This is a genomic window from Klebsiella sp. JB_Kp031, from assembly GCF_040064295.1.
GTDB lineage: Bacteria > Pseudomonadota > Gammaproteobacteria > Enterobacterales > Enterobacteriaceae > Klebsiella > Klebsiella quasipneumoniae.
In genome coordinates, this window is sequence record NZ_JBEAJW010000038.1 from 270243 (window position 1) to 288773 (window position 18531).

The 18531-nt window shown below is 57.5% G+C and carries 13 protein-coding genes and 1 pseudogene; 8 read left to right on the top strand and 6 right to left on the bottom strand.

All coding sequences use genetic code 11. The features are described from left to right. Positions 1 to 28 precede the first annotated feature (28 nt). Entirely contained in the window at positions 29 to 1303 is a 1275-nt protein-coding gene (locus ABLV64_RS18440) for a dicarboxylate/amino acid:cation symporter (protein WP_032456376.1), read from the top strand. A gap of 274 nt (positions 1304 to 1577) precedes the next feature. Here ABLV64_RS18440 and ABLV64_RS18445 read toward each other — a convergent pair whose 3' ends face one another. From ABLV64_RS18445 to yegD, 5 genes are all read right to left on the bottom strand, one after another. Then, the gene (locus ABLV64_RS18445) at positions 1578 to 2189 is read right to left on the bottom strand and encodes a LuxR C-terminal-related transcriptional regulator (RefSeq protein ID WP_004201550.1); all 612 of its coding nucleotides are present in this window, start codon (positions 2187 to 2189) and stop codon (positions 1578 to 1580) included. A 116-nt stretch (positions 2190 to 2305) separates the two neighbouring features. Continuing rightward, positions 2306 to 2446: a small membrane protein gene (locus ABLV64_RS18450; protein WP_004146563.1), complete on the bottom strand. Its 141-nt coding sequence runs from the start codon at positions 2444 to 2446 to the stop codon at positions 2306 to 2308. 237 nt (positions 2447 to 2683) lie between these two features. Next, positions 2684 to 3385, bottom strand: a complete 702-nt coding sequence (locus ABLV64_RS18455; protein WP_032456375.1) for a response regulator transcription factor — start codon at positions 3383 to 3385, stop codon at positions 2684 to 2686. A 14-nt stretch (positions 3386 to 3399) separates the two neighbouring features. Next, complete coding sequence (locus ABLV64_RS18460) at positions 3400 to 5256, bottom strand: sensor histidine kinase (protein WP_348843047.1); 1857 nt, start codon at positions 5254 to 5256, stop codon at positions 3400 to 3402. 288 nt (positions 5257 to 5544) lie between these two features. Next, the gene (gene yegD / locus ABLV64_RS18465; protein WP_065697572.1) at positions 5545 to 6897 is read right to left on the bottom strand and encodes a molecular chaperone; all 1353 of its coding nucleotides are present in this window, start codon (positions 6895 to 6897) and stop codon (positions 5545 to 5547) included. A gap of 137 nt (positions 6898 to 7034) precedes the next feature. Here yegD and alkA point away from each other — a divergent pair, with 137 nt between their 5' ends. From alkA to asmA, 4 genes are all read left to right on the top strand, one after another. Continuing rightward, positions 7035 to 7883, top strand: coding sequence for a DNA-3-methyladenine glycosylase 2 (gene alkA, locus ABLV64_RS18470; protein ID WP_069135512.1), 849 nt, complete (start codon positions 7035 to 7037; stop codon positions 7881 to 7883). A 114-nt stretch (positions 7884 to 7997) separates the two neighbouring features. Then, positions 7998 to 8639, top strand: coding sequence for a uridine kinase (udk, locus tag ABLV64_RS18475; protein WP_348843007.1), 642 nt, complete (start codon positions 7998 to 8000; stop codon positions 8637 to 8639). A gap of 90 nt (positions 8640 to 8729) precedes the next feature. Further along, entirely contained in the window at positions 8730 to 9311 is a 582-nt protein-coding gene (gene dcd / locus ABLV64_RS18480) for a dCTP deaminase (protein WP_004151145.1), read from the top strand. Between the two features lie 30 nt (positions 9312 to 9341). Next, positions 9342 to 11189: an outer membrane assembly protein AsmA gene (gene asmA / locus ABLV64_RS18485; protein WP_230127990.1), complete on the top strand. Its 1848-nt coding sequence runs from the start codon at positions 9342 to 9344 to the stop codon at positions 11187 to 11189. A gap of 588 nt (positions 11190 to 11777) precedes the next feature. On the opposite strand, the gene ABLV64_RS18490 is transcribed toward asmA, so the two are convergent. Then, positions 11778 to 13361, bottom strand: coding sequence for a TerC family protein (locus ABLV64_RS18490; RefSeq protein ID WP_023318705.1), 1584 nt, complete (start codon positions 13359 to 13361; stop codon positions 11778 to 11780). Between the two features lie 757 nt (positions 13362 to 14118). Here ABLV64_RS18490 and galF point away from each other — a divergent pair. The 3 genes and pseudogenes from galF to ABLV64_RS18505 all read left to right on the top strand — a co-directional run bounded on the left by galF (position 14119) and on the right by ABLV64_RS18505 (position 18435). Further along, positions 14119 to 15092 (top strand): annotated as a pseudogene (galF, locus tag ABLV64_RS18495) (GalU regulator GalF). 315 nt (positions 15093 to 15407) lie between these two features. Then, positions 15408 to 16037 carry a phosphatase PAP2 family protein gene (locus tag ABLV64_RS18500; RefSeq protein WP_004201539.1) on the top strand — a complete coding sequence of 210 codons (630 nt, stop codon included), beginning with the start codon at positions 15408 to 15410 and terminating at the stop codon, positions 16035 to 16037. Positions 16038 to 16995: 958 nt separating this feature from the next. Further along, a complete protein-coding gene (locus ABLV64_RS18505; RefSeq protein WP_065878381.1) occupies positions 16996 to 18435 on the top strand; it encodes a capsule assembly Wzi family protein in 1440 nt (479 codons plus the stop codon). Positions 18436 to 18531 lie beyond the last annotated feature (96 nt).

Sequence of the window (18531 nt, forward strand, 5' to 3'; positions counted from 1 at the left end):
ACGTGTTAAATAATCAGGGGTCATTGCTGTGGCAAACGCAAACAAACTCACGCTCTTCATCGTCGTTTTTATGCTGATGGGGATCCTCTCCGGCGCGGCTATCCATGCCTACGCGACGCCGACTACTATCTCCGCCTGGGCAGACAACATCACGCTGCTGACCGATCTGTTTCTGCGCTTAATCAAAATGGTTATCGCGCCCTTGGTGTTCAGCACCCTGACGGTCGGGATCATGCGCCTCGGCGAGACGGCGACCATCGGCCGGGTGGGCGGTAAGGCGATGGTGTGGTTTATCACTTCATCGGTATTATCCATTCTCGTCGGGCTGGTGATCGTCACCTTCCAGCACCCGGGCGCCGGGCTGAACCTGACGGTACCGAAAGAGGCGGTGGATACCGGCCTGGCGGTCAGCGGCATGACCCTGAAAGGGTTCCTGTCGCATACCATCCCTACCAGCATCACCGAGGCGATGGCCAACAACGAGATCCTGCAGATCGTGGTGTTCTCGATGTTCTTTGGCATCGCCGGCGCGTCGCTGGGCGAGAAGTTTAATGCTCCGCTGGTGGCGGCCCTTAACGTGGTGTCGCACATTATGCTGAAGGTGACCGGCTATGTGATGTACGTTGCGCCGCTGGCCATCTTCGCCGCCATCTCGTCGGTGATTGCCTCGCAGGGGTTGGGGATTTTACTCAACTACGCTTCGTTCATCGGCGGTTATTACCTGGCGGTGCTGTTGACCAGCGCGGTGCTGATTGCCGTCGGCTATATGGTGCTGAAGAAAGAGGTCTTCCGTCTGCTGAACATGCTGAAAGATCCGGTGCTGGTAGCCTTTACCACCAGCAGCTCGGAAGCTGCCTATCCGAAGACCCTCGAACGGCTGGTGAAGTTTGGTTGTTCGCGCAATATCGTCTCGTTCGTTCTGCCGATTGGCTACTCGTTTAACCTCGTCGGCTCGATGGTCTACTGCTCCTTCGCCGCGATGTTTATCGCCCAGGCCTATAACGTCCCGCTGAGCTTCAGCGAGATTACGGTCATGATGTTGACCCTGATGCTGGCCTCGAAAGGCATCGCCGGGGTACCGCGCTCGGCGCTGGTGGTGCTGGCGGCCACTATCCCCAGCTTCCATATCCCGGTTGCTGGGATCCTGCTGCTGATGGGCATCGACCATTTCCTCGATATGGGGCGCTCCGCCATCAACGTACTGGGTAACGGCATCGCCACCGCCATGCTGTCGAAAAACGAAGGTCTGCTGACCGACGAGGAAGCGCAGCCGGACTGGCAAGTGGAGAAAGTGGAAGCCTGATCCTGCCGCGCCCTCGCGCAGAGGGCGCCATTCCACACCGAAAAAAAGACCCCTGACAGGCACGTCAGGGGCAATGTGACGAAGTATCAGTTTTCCTCGTAAATAGTCTTTTTTCTTATATAAAGGCGCGCGGTAACGTCTTTATACCGAGGAAGCGTCAGAGTTTAACGTTATGTCTGGCAGCGCTGGCGCTTTTTTAGCATCCTGTGGCTATTTTCGGATTTACGACAATATCGCCAGGCGAATATCTTATTCTCTTCTGCTCGCTATTTAGCTACCAGCGCTCTCGTAACAGATTCATAAACTGGAAAAAGTCATGGTTATTATTCAGACTGTATTTTTCCATAATCTTATTTTTATGATAGGCGGCGGTACGGGGACTGACGCGCTGCAGGGCGGCGATTTTACTCATATCCATCCCTTCGAGAATACCGTGCACCACGGCGGTCTGCGAGCGCGACAGCACGCGGTGCGGGCAGCTGGCGCAGCTGAGTTCCCGACCCGCGGCGTCGGTGGCTGACGGGCTCATACAATGCTGGAGCTCGCTTTTAATGATCGTCAGCAGTTGCGGAATACTGGCGGTTTTTAGCGAAACAAAAATAACCCCTTTCAGGCAGTTAATCATGAAATCATCTTCCGGCAACTGGTCGTAGCTGTGGAGGATAATCAGCGAACTGCCTTTTTTCCTGTTTTTAATCAGCGTATTGCACAGGTAGATTTCGCCGGGAATCACTTCGCAAATGATGATGTCTTCCCCTGACAGGTCATTATTACGCCAGGAAAAACGCGCCCGTATTTCGCCCTGCGTGAGGTCATTGACCATAGCCATCAGCGATTCACGGACAAAGGTATTGCGGGTGTTGATGGTGACATTAATGTTTCTCATGGCGTTATTTCCTTACGCAAAAACATAACGCCATGCTGTGACACATCCTCCGGGCGTATGCGGTGTGTTGACTGTATTAAAGTATCTACAATATGTTTTTATTATTCTAAAGTGAATTATTTACGACGCATTGAACGCTTATCGTTAAATGTAAATTTCTGCCGTCTCCTGTCTTTCAGATAGGAAATAAAACTGTATACAGAGATGCTGAAGAAAAAAATGCATAGCAATAAAACTAACCACGTTTGCATGGCCATTGTTTATACCTTGTTTGTGTTGCATGGTGTCAGAATTTGCCGCGAACGGCTAATACGTTTTGTTATATGCTTTTCTGTCCGATGAAAATCATACGACATCATCCTGATGTAGTAGCACTATAAGAAAGTTCTTAAGGTCATCGTCAGTCTCATTCCTCTCATTTCTCTCAGAAAATGAGAAAAATTAACACTTGCGAGTCATTCATATCCCGCGCGGCCGCCGACATGCCCCGTCGTTCAGGAGATAAAGGCCAGCCCCTTACCAAAGATTGCGCGTACGGGCAGATGGATCCCCTGCTGGCGAGCCTTGTGGCGCAGGCGGCTAACCACCACGTCGATACGGTGCAGGTCAGGCTCGCTTTCATGGGCAAACAGGCAAGCATGAAGCTCCAGTTTGCTACACACTTCGTTGCGATTGCGCATTAAGAGTTCCACCAGGCGATATTCCTGCTGGGTTAATTCCAGCGTCCGCGCGTCTGGGGAGATCAGTTTATCCTCATGCAGACGCCACAGTCCGGTGGCGGGAGCGGGGGCGGCGCTGGCCATCTCTGGCTGCTGGGGGGCCGGCCGATCCTGCTGCAGGCGGGCGCCGAGGGCGGTCAGGGTCTCCGCGAGATGGGCGAAGTTAACCGGCTTGATCAGATAGGCATCGGCCCCGAGGCTCAGCGCCTGCAGTTTATCCTGCTGTTGGCCGCGGGCGCTGACCACCACCAGACCGTAGTGCCCCAGCTCGTGCAGGTAGCTCAGCACGCTGAAGCCATCCTCGCCGGGCAGACCGATATCAATCAGCACGATGTCCACCGGATGGCTGTGCAGTTGCCGCCAGAAGGCCTCAGCGCTCCGCGTCCCCCATACCTCGAAGCCGCGATAGCCCAACCAGGCCAGCAGTTCATCCAGCAGATCGGGGTTATCTTCAATTATCGCCAGCCGTAAAGCCATGCGTCGTTCTCCTCTTAAGCAACCGTGGGGAGGGTGAGAATAAAGGTGCAGCCGTCCGGGCCATGCTCGGCCAGCCACAGTTTGCCATCATGAGCCTGCACGATCTGACGCGCGACATACAGTCCGAGACCGGTGCCGCCCGGCACCGGCGACGTATGTTCCCCGCGGCGATAGCGCTCAAAGATCAGTTCCGCCTGTCCGGCGGGGAGCCCAGGGCCGTAGTCGCGAATGCGCAGCTCTGTTTGCCCGGCATCAGCGTGAATATCGATGGTGATTTCGCCCGGCGGCGAATACTTGACCGCGTTATCCAGCAGGTTAGCGATGGCGATGCACAGCAGACCGGCATCGGCCTGCAGCTGGGGGCTTTCCACCGCGCCGTGATGGCGGATGTTCAGGTAGTGATCATGGGAGATGGCTACCACCGAGGCGGCCATGTTGATCACCGCCAGCAGGGCGGTCTGCTGGCGGTCAACGTGTAGATCGTGGGAGGCGAGGCGCGCGTCGGCGAGGCAGTTATCGGTGAGCTGTACCAGACGGGTGGCGGCGCGGCCGATGCGATCGAAGCGCGCCTCCTGGCTGGCGGAGGCCGCCGAGAGGCGGAGATTCTCCAGCGCCGCCTGGATCACCGCCAGCGGGGTGCGGAATTCGTGCGCCACCATGCCCATAAACTGCCGCTGGTGGAAGCTGGCCTCGCGCTCAATCTGCAGCTCGCGCGCCAGGCGCTGCTTCTGCTCCAGCTGGCGGTTTTCAGCCCGCACCCGCAGGATGGCAATGATCAGCACCGTAATGATGTGGACGATCAGCGCATACTGCCAGAGGGAATAGATCGCCATATGAAACGGGATAATACCGTGGATCGACAGCTGCACCAGCACCGCGGCGGCGACATAGAACGGCGGCAGGAGCCCCAGCAGGAGAGTGTTGCGGTCGATAGCTTTTTTGCGCCACAGCCACCAGGAGGTGAACAGCAGCACCGGAGTGATAATGATAAAGATCACTCCTTCAATCTGCATCGCGAGGCCGTAAAAACCCAGCGGAATACTGACCTGCAGCAGCAGGTTGAGCACCACGGCGGCGATCAGCATCCGGTAAAGCCGCGGCATATTTTTCTTTAAATCGAATATCTCACTGTGTAGCCAGAGGGCGGTGGCATAGCTGAACAGCGAGAGGCTGCTGATCATAAAATCCTGGAAGGGCAGCGCGGCGTGGCCGAAGAACCACTCCGGGAAGCCGTGCAGGGCAGCCACCAGCGGATAATTGAGCGAGAAGAAGCAGATGCCCCATAGCAGACGCCGGCGCAGGGCCAGGGCCAGCCACAGCGCCACGCCGCTGGCGACCGCCGCGAGACCAAAATAGAAGCTCCAGAAGGCGGTGTCGGCGGCGGCCCGTTGCACGTAGGCCTGCGGCGAAGAGAGCGAGGCCAGCAGGATCAGAGTGCTGGTGCTCTGCAGGCGAAAGACTATCTCATAGCCGGCGGCGGTCGGCGGCGGAGGGAGGATCAGCACGCTTTCCCGATAGTGAAGATCGCTCTCGCGGGCCGGGTCGCGGTCGCCAAAGGTACGCGCTGTCCACGGGGCATCGCTACCCAACGGCCGGTAATAGAGGGTCAGGTGATCGACAAAAGAGGGGCCAATCTGCAGCCAGCGCGACTCGTCGGCAAACCAGCTGCCAGGCAGTTCGCTGCGCAGCCACAGGGTTTTGCGCGAATAGCCAAAAGAGGGGATCTGCCGGGTGGTGGCGAGCCGGTCCGCGGGCAGGTCGGCAAAGCGATCGATGGTCATCTGGCCGCTGTCGTCCGCGTACCATTCGACGGGGATATCCGTCCCCAGTTGTCGGGGCGCCGACTGCGCCTGCGGAGCGATCAGCAGCAAGAGCAATCCGCAGCTGACCAGCCAGCCTGCCAGGAACTGCGGCCGGCAACGCCGGACCGCCGCGAAGATCGCAGACACCCTTTTCAATCACGCCCCCTTGCGGCATGCAAAGATTACTGACCGCAGACGACTGGCTACGGTATGGATAATACGCCCCCGGAAGCGGAGGAAAGTGGACAGGCCTGTCCGGAAGAACAGGCCATTTTGCGTGGGAGACCAGGAATATTCCAGCGTAATCTGCAGCGCCACGATCAGGACAGACCTGCTGCGCGGCAGCGCCGGGGGGGACTAGCGGAAAACCACCTGCGCCCAGCGGGCCAGCCCGGCGGTTACCGAGCCAAAATCATCGCCACCGGCCAGCGGAATACCGGGCAGCCGGGCCGCCAGCGCCTTTTTGATCAGCGGCGAGCGGGCGCTACCGCCGGTAAGATAGATCACATCCGGGGTGGTCTGGCTGCTGTCGAGGGCGAGCTGCACCTGCTCCATAATGCGGGCCAGAGGCTGATCCAGCGCCGCTTCCAGACCCTGCTGAGCGATATCGGTAGCCAGCTCGTCCTGAATAAACGGCAGCGCGGTCTCAACGCGGGCGGCGCTGGAGAGGGCGATTTTGCTCTCTTCGGCGCTGCGCACCAGGCGATAGCTCAGACGCTGACGCCAGACCTTCAGCAGCAGGGCCACCTTATCGGCATCCCGGGCGCTGCGCAGCAGATCGTTCAGCAGTCGGCCATTGGCGGTACTGTAGAAATCGCTCTGCGCCGGGACGTCGTTGATCGCCACCGCATTCCACCACGGGAGGATCGGCAGCGCGGTGCCTTTCTCCGTTTCGCCGCCCATGCCGAGAAGGGGCATCAGGCATTTAAAGGCCAGGGCAATGTCGAGGTCGTTACCGCCGACGCGGCAGCCGCTGTGGCCGAGCAGGCTCTGCTGGCGGTCGGCGCGCTCCCGCCACTGCGGACCCATCAGCAGCAGAGAACAGTCGGTGGTGCCGCCGCCGATATCGACGACCAGCACCCTCTTCTCTTCATTGAGGGTAGCTTCGAAATCCAGGCCGGCGGCCACCGGTTCAAACTGGAAGACCACGTCGCGGAAACCGGCGCGGAGGGCTGCCCGCTCAAGGATCCCCTGCGCCTGGGCGTTGGCGTCGTCGCCGCCGAGGCCCTGGAAGTTAATCGGTCGGCCAATCACCGCCTGGTCAATCTGCTCGGGCAGCTGGCTTTCCGCCTGCAGTTTGATGTGCAGCATCATGGCGCAGACCAGGTCTTCAAACAGGGCCACCTGCTGCGGCTTGAGGCCGCTGGCGCCGAGGAAGGACTTTGGCGATTTAACGAAGTAGACCTCTTGCGGATCTTCAACATATTGATGCAGTGAGGCGAGGCCGAACTGCACGCTGTTGCGCAGCACCTCGATGTCTTCGTCGCGGTTGGCGGCAATCGCCCGGCGCAGCAGCGCCTGGTTTTCGTCGCTGTGGGTAGGCACATCGTGATGGCGATAGAGCCACTCACTGACCGCTTCGCGCGTCGGCGCGCAGAGCATCGAGGGCAATAGGGCGCTGCCGTTTTCCAGCGTCAACAGCTGGGGCTTGTTTTCCCGCATCACGGCCACCGAACAGTTGGCGGTGCCGTAGTCAAAACCAATAAACATCGTCTGCAAAATCCCCATGCCGGTGAAGAAGGGGGGCGACTTTAGCGGATCGCCGTCATGCCGACAACCGGAATTTAAAAGCAAGGCGCTGACGGTGAAGGGCGACTATCATTGAAACGCTATATAAAGGAGAGCTTATGGTGTTGTTACCCTGGACCCCGCCTTACGACTGGGCGTGGATGGTTGGTTTTCTGCAGGCGCGTGCGGTCGCTGGCGTCGAGCGTTTTCATGACGGCGGCTACAGCCGCAGCTTTCGCGTAGCAGGCCACGGCGGGCTGATTCATCTGGCGCCGGACGAGGAGGCGCAGGGCCTGCGGGTGACGCTCTCCCCGGGGCTGCAGCCGGTGGCTGAGATCTGCTATGCGCGAATTGGCCAGCTGTTCGATCTGGCCTGCGACCCGCAGCAGGTCGCTCGCACGCTGGGCGACCTGGCGCAGGCGCGACCGGGGCTGCGCCTGCCCGGGGCGCTGGACGCTTTCGAACAGGCGGTGCGCGCGGTGCTCGGCCAGCTGGTGAGCGTGGCGATGGCCGCCCGGCTCACCGGCAAAGTGGTGGCCGGCTGGGGCGAACCGCTGGCGGACGCCCCCGGCTATGTCTTATTCCCGACGCCGGAGGCGCTCTCCCGGGCCGATCCGCAGGGGCTGAAGGCGCTGGGGATGCCGCTTCGCCGCGCGGAGGCGCTGATCCACCTCTCCCGGGCGGCGCTCAGCGGCGAGCTGCCCCTGACGGCACCGGCGGATATCGACGCCGGGCTGCGTCAGCTGCAGACTCTGCCCGGGATTGGCCGCTGGACGGCAAACTACTTTGCCCTGCGCGGCTGGCAGGCGAAGGATATCTTTTTGCCGGACGACTACCTGATTAAACAGCGCTTTCCGGGAATGACGCCAGCCGCCATCGCCCGCTATGCCCGCCGCTGGCAGCCGATGCGATCTTATGCGCTGTTGCATATCTGGTATACCGATGACTGGGCGCCGGCGGCGGAATAGCCGTCCGGGGCGCATACCACTGGTATCGGGACGCTGAAATCCCTATAATTGCCGCGTTTGGCGGTCCGCCGCCACCCTCCATCTCTATCCAGGTTAATCAGGTCGCAAAAATTTATGACTGATATGTCCCATCAGTGCGTCATTGTAGGTATCGCCGGCGCATCGGCTTCTGGCAAAAGTCTTATTGCCAGTACTCTCTATCGCGAATTGCGTGAACAAGTTGGCGACGAACATATTGGCGTCATTCCGGAAGACAGCTATTACAAAGATCAAAGTCATCTGTCGATGGAAGAGCGCGTCAAAACCAACTATGACCACCCGAGCTCAATGGACCACAGTCTGTTGTTCCAGCACCTGCAGATGCTGAAAAGCGGCCAGCCGATTGAACTGCCGGTCTACAGCTACGTCGAGCATACCCGCACGCCGAACACCATTCACGTCGAGCCGAAGAAGGTGATTATTCTTGAAGGGATCCTGCTGCTGACCGACGCGCGTCTGCGTAACGAGCTCAACTTCTCTATTTTCGTCGACACCCCGCTCGATATTTGCCTGATGCGCCGCATTAAGCGCGACGTTAACGAGCGCGGCCGCTCCATGGACTCGGTGATGGTCCAGTATCAGAAAACCGTGCGCCCGATGTTCCTGCAGTTTATTGAGCCGTCGAAGCAGTATGCCGACATCATCGTGCCGCGCGGCGGCAAAAACCGCATCGCGATTGATATTCTGAAGGCCAAAATCAGTCAGTTCTTTGAATAACCTGGCCGAATTGTGTAACGTGCAAAGAGTAGCCCTGTTGCCCTCTCCGCCGCGAAGCGTGCGGGAAGCAGCCTTATAAGGAGAAAGCCCATGCGTCTGTGTGACCGAGATATCGAAGCCTGGTTGGATGAAGGGCGACTGGCCATCAATCCGCGCCCGCCCGTTGAGCGTATTAATGGCGCGACGGTTGATGTACGGCTGGGTAATAAATTCCGCACCTTCCGCGGCCACACGGCGCCGTTTATCGATTTAAGCGGCCCGAAGGCCGAGGTCAGCGCCGCGCTGGACCGCGTGATGAGCGAAGAGATCGTTCTGCCGGAAGGGGAGGCCTTTTTCCTGCATCCGGGCGAACTGGCGCTGGCGGTGACCTATGAGTCAGTCACCCTGCCTGCCGATCTGGTGGGCTGGCTGGACGGACGCTCCTCACTGGCGCGGCTGGGGCTGATGGTGCACGTTACCGCGCACCGCATCGACCCGGGCTGGTCCGGCTGCATCGTGCTTGAGTTCTACAACTCCGGCAAACTGCCGCTGGCGCTGCGCCCGGGGATGCCCATCGGCGCGCTGAGCTTTGAACCCTTATCGGGCCCGGCGGCGCGGCCATATAATCGCCGTGAAGACGCCAAATATCGCGACCAACAGGGCGCGGTGGCGAGCCGAATCGACAAGGATTGATAACGTCAACGGGGTGTTGCTGAGGGTGCCATGAGACGAATACTGACAACGCTGATGATCCTGCTGGCGGTCATTGTCGCCGGGCTTACCTCGTTGGTATTGCTGGTCAATCCCAACGATTTTCGCGCCTATATGGTGCATCAGGTGGCAGAGCGCAGCGGTTATCAGCTTGAACTCGATGGCCCGTTGCGCTGGCACGTCTGGCCGCAGCTCAGCATTCTCAGCGGACGCATGACGCTGACCGCCCGAGGCGCCGAAGAGCCGGTGATCCGCGCCGACAACATGCGCCTCGACGTGGCGCTGTTGCCGCTGCTTTCGCACCAGCTGCAGGTGAAGCAGGTGATGCTCAAGGGGGCGGTGATCCAGCTGACCCCGAAAACCGAGGCGGTTCGCGACAGCGCCGCGCCGGTGGTGCCGCATGACAACACCCTGCCGCTGGCTCCGGAGGACCGCGGATGGTCCTACGACGTGCGCCAGCTGCAGGTGGCCGACAGCGTGCTCTTCTTCCAGCATGAGAACGGCGAGCAGGTGACCGTGCGCGACATCCGCCTGCAGATGGAGCAGGATGAGAACCACCGGGCCACCGTTGATTTCTCCGGCCGCGTCAATCGCGATCAGCGCGACCTGGCGCTGAGCTTCTCCGCCACCGTGCAGGGTGGCGACTATCCGCACTCGTTAAAAGCCGACTTTAGCCAGCTCAGCTGGCAGCTGCGCGGCGCCGAGCTGCCCCCCGACGGCATCAATGGTCAGGGGAGCCTGCAGGCCAGCTGGCAGGAAGATAGCAAGACCCTGCGCTTTGATAATCTGAACCTGATGGCCAGCGGCAGCACCCTCACCGGCAACGGCAGCGTGGTGCTGGGAGACCGCCCGGACTGGTCATTGGATCTGCACGCCACCACCCTGAATCTTGACAGTCTGCTGGCATCCTCTTCGCCGGCGACCGACAGCAGCGCCAGCCAGCAGGGCCAGAGCCAGACGCGACCGCTGCGTCCGGTGATCGCCGACAGCGATGAGCGCGAAGATTACCAGAGCCTGCGCGGCTTTAACGGCCGGATGGCCCTGAGCGCTGACCAGCTGCAGTGGCGCGGCCTGAACTTCACCCAGGTGCAGAGCGAAATCAGCAATCAGCAGGGGCTGCTGACGGTCAGCAAAATGCAGGGCAACCTCGACGGCGGCCAGCTCTCCCTCCCCGGGACCCTTGATGCCCGCGGCGACACGCCGCAGGCGACGTTCCAGCCGGCGCTGCAGAACGTGGAGATTGGTTCGCTGATCAAAGCCTTCAACTATTCATTAAGCCTGACCGGCGAGCTGTCGCTGACCGGCGAGTTTTCCGGAACGCGCATTGACGCGGATGATTTCCGCCGTCACTGGCAGGGCCAGGCGCAGCTCCAGATGACCGATACCCGAACCGAAGGACTTAACTTCCAGCAGCTGGTGCAACAGGCCGTTGAGCGCAGCACCAACGTGCGGGCGCAGGAAAACTATGACAATGCCACCCGCCTGGATGCCGTGAGCAGCCAGCTGACGCTGGATAACGGGCTGGTGACGCTGAACCGCCTGCAGGGGCAGTCCGATGTGATGGCGATGACCGGCGAAGGTCAGCTCGATCTGCAGAAAGAGAACTGCGATATGCGCTTTAACGTGCGCGTGCTCGGCGGCTGGAAAGGCGAGGGCAAACTTATCGACCGCCTGAAACAGACCGCCATCCCGCTGCGCATCTATGGCGACTGGCAGTCGCTGAGCTACAGCCTGCAGGTCGACCAGATCCTGCGCAAACAGCTGCAGGATGAAGCGAAGCAGCGCCTCAACGACTGGGTCGAACGTAATAAAGGCAGCAAAGAGAGCAAAGACGCCAAAAAGCTGCTCGATAAGCTGTAATCGTCCAGAGCATCAGCCCGGGACTTCCGGGCTGTGTCATTGCCGTCAAAGGGTGATGTCATATTGGTGCCGGGCGGCGGCTACGCCTGACTCGGCCAGGGTTGTGCGATAGGGGGAATTCCCCGGTTTGTGTCGCCCTCCCGTAGGCCTGATAAGCGAAGCGCCATCAGGCAGTGTGGCGGCTGTAGAGCATCAATTCCCTGTGATGTGAGCATGTCGTCAAAGTGTGATGTCACGTTAATGTCGGGCGGCGGCTACGCCTGATCCGGCCAGGATTGTGCGGTGGGGGAGTCCCCCGGTTTGTGTCGCCATTCCGTAGGCCTGATAAGCGAAGCGCCATCAGGCAGTATGGCGGCGGTAGAGCATCAATTCTCTGTGATGTGAGCATGTCGTCCAGGTGTGATGTCACGTGGAGGCCGGGCGGCGGCTACGCCTGACCCCGCCTGGGTTGTGCGGCGGGGGTAATCCCCCGGTTTGCGTCGCCATCCCGTAGGCCTGATAAGCGAAGCGCCATCAGGCAATAAACAGGGTACCTGGCTATCAATTTTACGGCGCGGGATACCCCGGGCCGTTATTTATCCCTTAGGATTACACCTCATAATCCAGCTCATCCTGCTTTACCGGCGGGACGATCTGCACCTTTTGCACCCGATGGCTGTCGACCTGCAGCGTGCGCAGGGTATAACCATCAATCTCAATGGTTTCTCCCACCTGCGGCACATGCTGCAGATACTCCATCAGCAGACCGGCAACGGTGTGGTACTCACGCTTATCATCCAGCGGCAGTGGAACGTACTGCACCAGGTCCTCCAGCGGCATATGGCCGTTGACCGTCCATGAACCGTCCTGATGATGCTGAATATCGTGCCGGGCGTCGATCTCCTCCACCTCGTTGGGCAGGTTGCCGGCGATGGTCTCCATCACGTCGCTCAGGGTCACAATCCCCTCGACGGAGCCAAACTCATCCACCACAAAGGCAAAGTGGGTGCGGGCCTGACGGAACTGCTCGAGCGCGGAGAGGAGTGGCAGCCCCTCAGGAAAGACCAGCGGTTGGCGCACCAGCGCCTGCAGATCCAGCGGCTCCTGGCGCAGGGACTGCTGGAGCAGGTCGATAACATGCACCACTCCCAGCAGGTCTTCATTATCTTTCCCGCCGGTCACCACCAGGCGGGTATGCTGATTTTTTTCCACCAGGCTGCGGATCTCTTCCTCCGGCGCACTGAGGTTGATGCGCTCGATATCATGGCGGGAGGTCATAATACTGCTGACGCTGCGCTGATTCAGGTTCAGCACCCGCTCAATCATCAAGCGTTCCTGCGGATTAAACAGCGGATGATGATCCTGATCGGCCACCAGTGACGCCGTGTCAGCATCCAGTTCAGCTTTTTCTTTCTGACCGCTCAGCAGGCTCATCACCGCCTCGGTGGTGCGCTGACGCAGCGTCATATTGGCGGAAAGAAAGCGACGGCGGTTAAACAGCGCCAGCTGGTTAAGGGCTTCAATCATCACCGAGAAGCCAATTGCCGCATATAAATAGCCTTTCGGAATAATAAAGCTGAAGCCTTCAGCAATCAGGCTGAAGCCGATCATCAGCAGGAAGCTCAGACAGAGGATGACAATGGTCGGGTGGCTGTTAACAAAGCGCGTCAGCGCCTTGCTGGCCATCAGCATCAGGCTGATGGCGATAACCACGGCGGCCATCATCACCGCCAGGTGATCGACCATGCCGACGGCGGTGATCACCGAGTCGAGGGAGAAAATGGCGTCGAGCACCACGATCTGCGCCACCACGGCCCAGAATTTCGCCCCTTTGCGCTGGGTGGGGTTATCGCTGTCTTTCCCCTCCAGCCGCTCATTAAGCTCGACGGTCGCTTTGAACAGCAGGAATAAGCCGCCAAACAGCATGATTAAATCGCGGGCGCTAAAGCTGAAGTCGCGAAAAGCAATTAACGGTTTGGTCAGGGTGACCAGCCAGGAGATAGAGGCCAGCAGCAGGAGACGCATGACCATCGCCAGCATCAGACCAGTGATCCGCGCGCGGTCGCGCTGGGCGGGCGGGAGCTTTTCGGCGAGGATAGCGATAAAGACCAGGTTATCGATGCCCAACACCAGTTCGATAACCACCAGCGTGACGAGACCTGCCCAGATTGACGGATCGGCAATCCATTCCATATGTATTAAAACCTGTACGACTGCGGTATGTGTTACCACGATCATGGATAAGATGAGTCTAAAATGCAATAACGACGCGGATATCGCCCTGCCATGGATGGATATATTTCCAGCACATAAAGCGAACCGATAAGAATTATGTTCCGGTAAAGAACAGTAAAAAATAACACCATGGCGACTGCTCTGGAATAAGCGAGCCGGTATCAGAACTTTTTCGGCTGCGTATCAGCGAGGGCGGTAAAAGGGCTTCATCCCACGGTTTGTCACGGCGAGCATTGATGCACACAGGAGAAGCGAAGCGCGAAGCCCGCTCACAAAACCGGCAAAATTCATATTATGAAGTGAGCGCAGAATAGGGCAGATCGCAGTTCATAGACGCGGAATTGCGGTAATATGTCACCATATCTGGCTGTTTATGCTGAAATATATTGTCTGGCAAAATTTATTATCTATATCTATTCTTTGCGGGCACAGGCGCGGCGTGGCGGGCACGGCGCCCCGGAAAGCCCGCCTGGCGCGCCTCTCCGCCACATGGCGCCGTGCATGAAACGAGCCGCTGAATAACCTGAACGAAAATAAGATTATTCTCAGCTCTAACTGTTGGTAAATGGAAGTTGTGTGTATTCTTTTAGGTGACAGTGAATTTAAGAATTTGGCGGGCAGATGCCCGGGCAGTATCCGTGTATTATCAGTTTCAATGGATTTGTGACATGTACAATTTTGCATAACTGCGTGTTTTGCAACCAAACAGGTGAAGATGAATATGGCGAATTTGAAAGCGGTTATTCCGGTCGCAGGACTAGGCATGCATATGCTGCCGGCCACAAAGGCAATTCCAAAGGAGATGCTGCCGATCGTTGATAAGCCAATGATTCAGTACATCGTTGATGAAATCGTCGCCGCCGGGATCAAAGAGATTGTTCTGGTGACGCACTCCTCGAAGAACGCGGTGGAAAACCACTTTGATACCTCCTACGAGCTGGAAGCCCTGCTTGAGCAACGCGTGAAGCGCCAGCTGCTGGCGGAAGTCCAAGCCATTTGTCCGCCGGGCGTAACCATCATGAACGTGCGCCAGGCGCAGCCGCTGGGTCTGGGCCACTCTATCCTCTGCGCCCGTCCGGTCGTCGGGGATAACCCGTTTGTGGTGGTGCTGCCGGATATCATCCTCGACGGCGGTACTGCGGACCCGCTGCGCTATAACCTCGCCGCTATGGTCGCCCGCTTTAACGAGACCGGCCGCAGCCAGGTGCTGGCGAAACGCATGCCGGGAGATCTCTCCGAATACTCCGTGATCCAGACCAAAGAGCCGATGGTGGCGGAAGGGCAGGTAGCACGTATCGTCGAGTTTATTGAAAAACCGGACGAACCGCAGACTCTGGACTCCGACCTGATGGCGGTGGGCCGCTACGTGCTGTCGGCAGATATCTGGGCCGAACTGGAGCGCACCGAGCCGGGCGCCTGGGGGCGTATCCAGCTGACCGACGCCATTGCCGAGCTGGCGAAGAAGCAGTCCGTCGACGCGATGCTGATGACCGGCGAAAGCTATGACTGCGGTAAGAAAATGGGCTATATGCAGGCCTTCGTCACCTACGGAATGCGTAACCTGAAAGAAGGTGCCAAATTCCGCGAAAGCATTAAAAAACTGCTGGCCTGACCGCTGGCGTAAAGATGAGCGGCAGGGCAGAACCTTTCGCCACGCCGCTCATAACGTTATGCAGAAATTATTCATAACGTGAATGTTATAACGATTGTAAAGAAACGTATGGCTTCGGAGACTTCTGGTAGTTTGTCTCTGGCCTCTGTGGTGCAATGGTCGGAGTAGCGGCAATAATGCTTTGCGAATAGTCACTTAGTGCGACAATTCCTAAAGTGCAGGGTAAGCGGTTAACGTCAGCCAAAAATAAAACTTGACTGCGATCATGTTTCCGCTTTAAACATCTCACTTGCATGCATAAAAATGTGAAATGAATTGGCATGCGAGCTGGTACAGACATTACGGATAATCCCTGAGCACGGCAGTGGACATCATCGAAGGATCACAGGTATATGAACTGGCAACTCATCTCATTTTTTGGCGATAGCACCGTTTTGCTGCCCAGCGCAGCGGCGCTGTTTATTGTCCTGATGCTGCGTAAAACGTCGCGGTTGCTGGCGTGGCAGTGGAGTTTGCTGTTCGGCATCACCGGCGCCATTGTCTGCGCCTCCAAACTGGCCTTTATGGGCTGGGGACTGGGTATTCGCGAGCTGGATTACACCGGCTTCAGCGGCCACTCAGCGCTCTCCGCGGCCTTCTGGCCTATCTTCTTATGGCTGCTCAGCGCTCGTTTTTCGGCGGGTGTGCAAAAAGCAGCCGTCGTCACCGGCTATGTTTTGGCCGCAGTGGTGGGCTATTCACGGCTGGTCATTCATGCGCATTCCGTCTCGGAAGTGATTGCTGGCCTGCTGCTCGGTGCTGCTGGCAGCGCTTTGTTCCTGTTGCTGCAAAAACGTACCACCCATTCGGAAAGCGTGAGTATTTCCTGGGGCGGCGTCGCGTGCCTGGTGATGGTCCCCCTTATCCTGTTGCATAGCGGCAATAAAGCGCCGACTCAGTCCCTGCTGGGGCAAATCGCCACTGCAATTGGGCCGCTGGATAAACCCTTTACTCGAACTGATCTACATAAGCAGGTCTGGTAATCGCCATTTGTTTTACAGGGGAAATTAAGTTTTCGCCGGTTAATTAGACAAATAAGAAAATAATCTACTATATGACAGGCAATTGATAATTCATATTTATGAAATAATGAAGTGCTACTACATTGCTATTTCATATTCGCCTGGATATAGCGGGTATGAGACGTTTCTTAAATGCACTGAGGAAGGACCTGGAGCACGTCTGCTGAATATTCTGATACTAGGAAACTATTAGAAATTGTAGTTGACTTAGACGCCATCATCTGATTTTTGAATGACGCGACCTTTCCGTAAAATATCTTGTTTTACAGATGGTTAGCTTCATGCTTGATAGTGTGGCAACAACGTGACACTGTATGGCCGTTTAACGTAGTGAATAATCTTAAGGGTTGATCCGCTTATTTTCGCCAATAAAAGGGCAAGCAGCATTAATTGGCAGATATTCGGCAGCAAGACTCCCAATTGTGACCGAAATCCCGTAGACTTAACGCCGCAAAAAATAAAGGCCTGACCAATTTATCACCCATAGGCCGATTAAATAAGCCGTTCAGGTAGTCAGTGCGCTGGTAGCTGTTAAGCCAGGGGCGGTAGCGTCGCTGAAACCACTCGCTGTAACACAAAACACCTTCTTTGAACGGCTATAAAAATTGACACTCTCTGGGTGATTAACGCGATGAGATATCTATGTTGCTTATCAGATATCCTCAAAAAGGGGTCAGGAGCGGCTGCTGATATCGCCTGTACACCAACTTTCCCGTCTCATCGATAGCCTGTACGGTAAAATTCGCCTACATTGTGAGCTGGGTGGATGTTATAAGGGTGACAAGCAGCTTAGGGTAACTGTACTTGCCTCGCCGGTGTTGCACAGTGAAGTCAGCTGGTGCCGCGAGCGCTTTCTATCTTGGTATTCCCCTCATTCTCATTGAGATACGACAGCGGGGCTGAAAATGGATCTTGTACAATGATAAAAATTGCGCGCATTGCCGTGACGCTGGGCTTGCTTTCCTCACTGGGAGCCCAGGCTTACGCGGCCGGGTTAGTAGTAAATGATAATGATCTCCGTAACGACCTTGCCTGGCTTTCCGATCGCGGGGTCATCCATCTGAGCTTGTCGACCTGGCCGCTGAGCCAGGAAGAGATCGCCCGGGCGCTAAAAAAGGCCAAACCTTCTTATTCCTCTGAGCAAGTGGTTCTGGCTCGTATCAACCAGCGACTGTCTGCCTTAAAAGCCGATTTCCGGGTCACCGGCTACACCTCGTCCGACCAGCCGGGCACCCCGCAGGGGTTTGGTCAAACGCAGCCAGCGGATAACTCGTTAGGCCTGGCGTTTAACAACAGCGGCGAATGGTGGGATGTCCACCTTCAGGGTAACGTCGAAGGGGGAGAGCGGATCAACAATGGCTCGCGTTTCAACGCCAACGGCGCCTACGGCGCCGTCAAGTTCTGGAACCAGTGGCTCTCCTTTGGCCAGGTACCGCAGTGGTGGGGGCCGGGCTATGAAGGCAGCCTGATCCGAGGGGATGCGATGCGGCCGATGACCGGCTTCCTGATGCAGCGGGCAGAGCAGGCGGCGCCGGAAACATGGTGGCTGCGCTGGGTGGGCCCATGGCAGTATCAGATCTCCGCCAGCCAGATGAATCAATATACCGCTGTGCCTCATGCCAAAATTATCGGCGGACGTTTTACCTTCACGCCGTTCCAGTCATTAGAATTAGGTGCGTCGCGTATTATGCAGTGGGGCGGGGAAGGACGCCCTGAATCACTCAGCAACTTCTGGGACGGTTTAACTGGCAAGGATAATACTGCCGCGAATGATCCCAATGAACCGGGCAACCAGTTGGCTGGGTTCGATTTTAAGTTCAAACTTGAGCCGACTCTTGGCTGGCCGGTGAGCTTCTACGGGCAGATGATAGGCGAGGATGAGTCGGGTTTTCTACCTTCGGCAAATATGTTCCTCGGCGGGATCGAAGGGCACCACGGCTGGGGTAAGGATGCGGTAAACTGGTACGTGGAAGCACATGACACGCGCACCAATATGAGCCGAACCAATTACAGCTATACCCATCATATTTATAAGGATGGCTACTATCAGCAGGGTTATCCGCTGGGTGACGCAATGGGCGGGGATGGCCAACTTGTTGCCGGTAAAGTTGAGCTTATTACGGAGGATAACCAGCGCTGGAGTACGCGCTTAGTATACGCGAAGGTTAACCCGGAGAATCAGTCGATCAACAAAGCATTCCCTCATGCGGATACTCTAAAAGGTGTACAGCTGGGCTGGAGCGGCGATGTTTATCAGTCGGTTCGTCTGAATACCTCCCTGTGGTACACCAACGCTAACAACAGCGACAGCGATGACGTTGGGGCTAGCGCAGGGATAGAGATACCGTTTAGTTTATAAGGCTGAATGCTGAAAACAGGGGAGAGAGGGTGGTAGCGCTGCAGGACGCAGTCAGCTTTTATCTCTCCACAAGCCGGCAGGGAAGCAACGGCTATG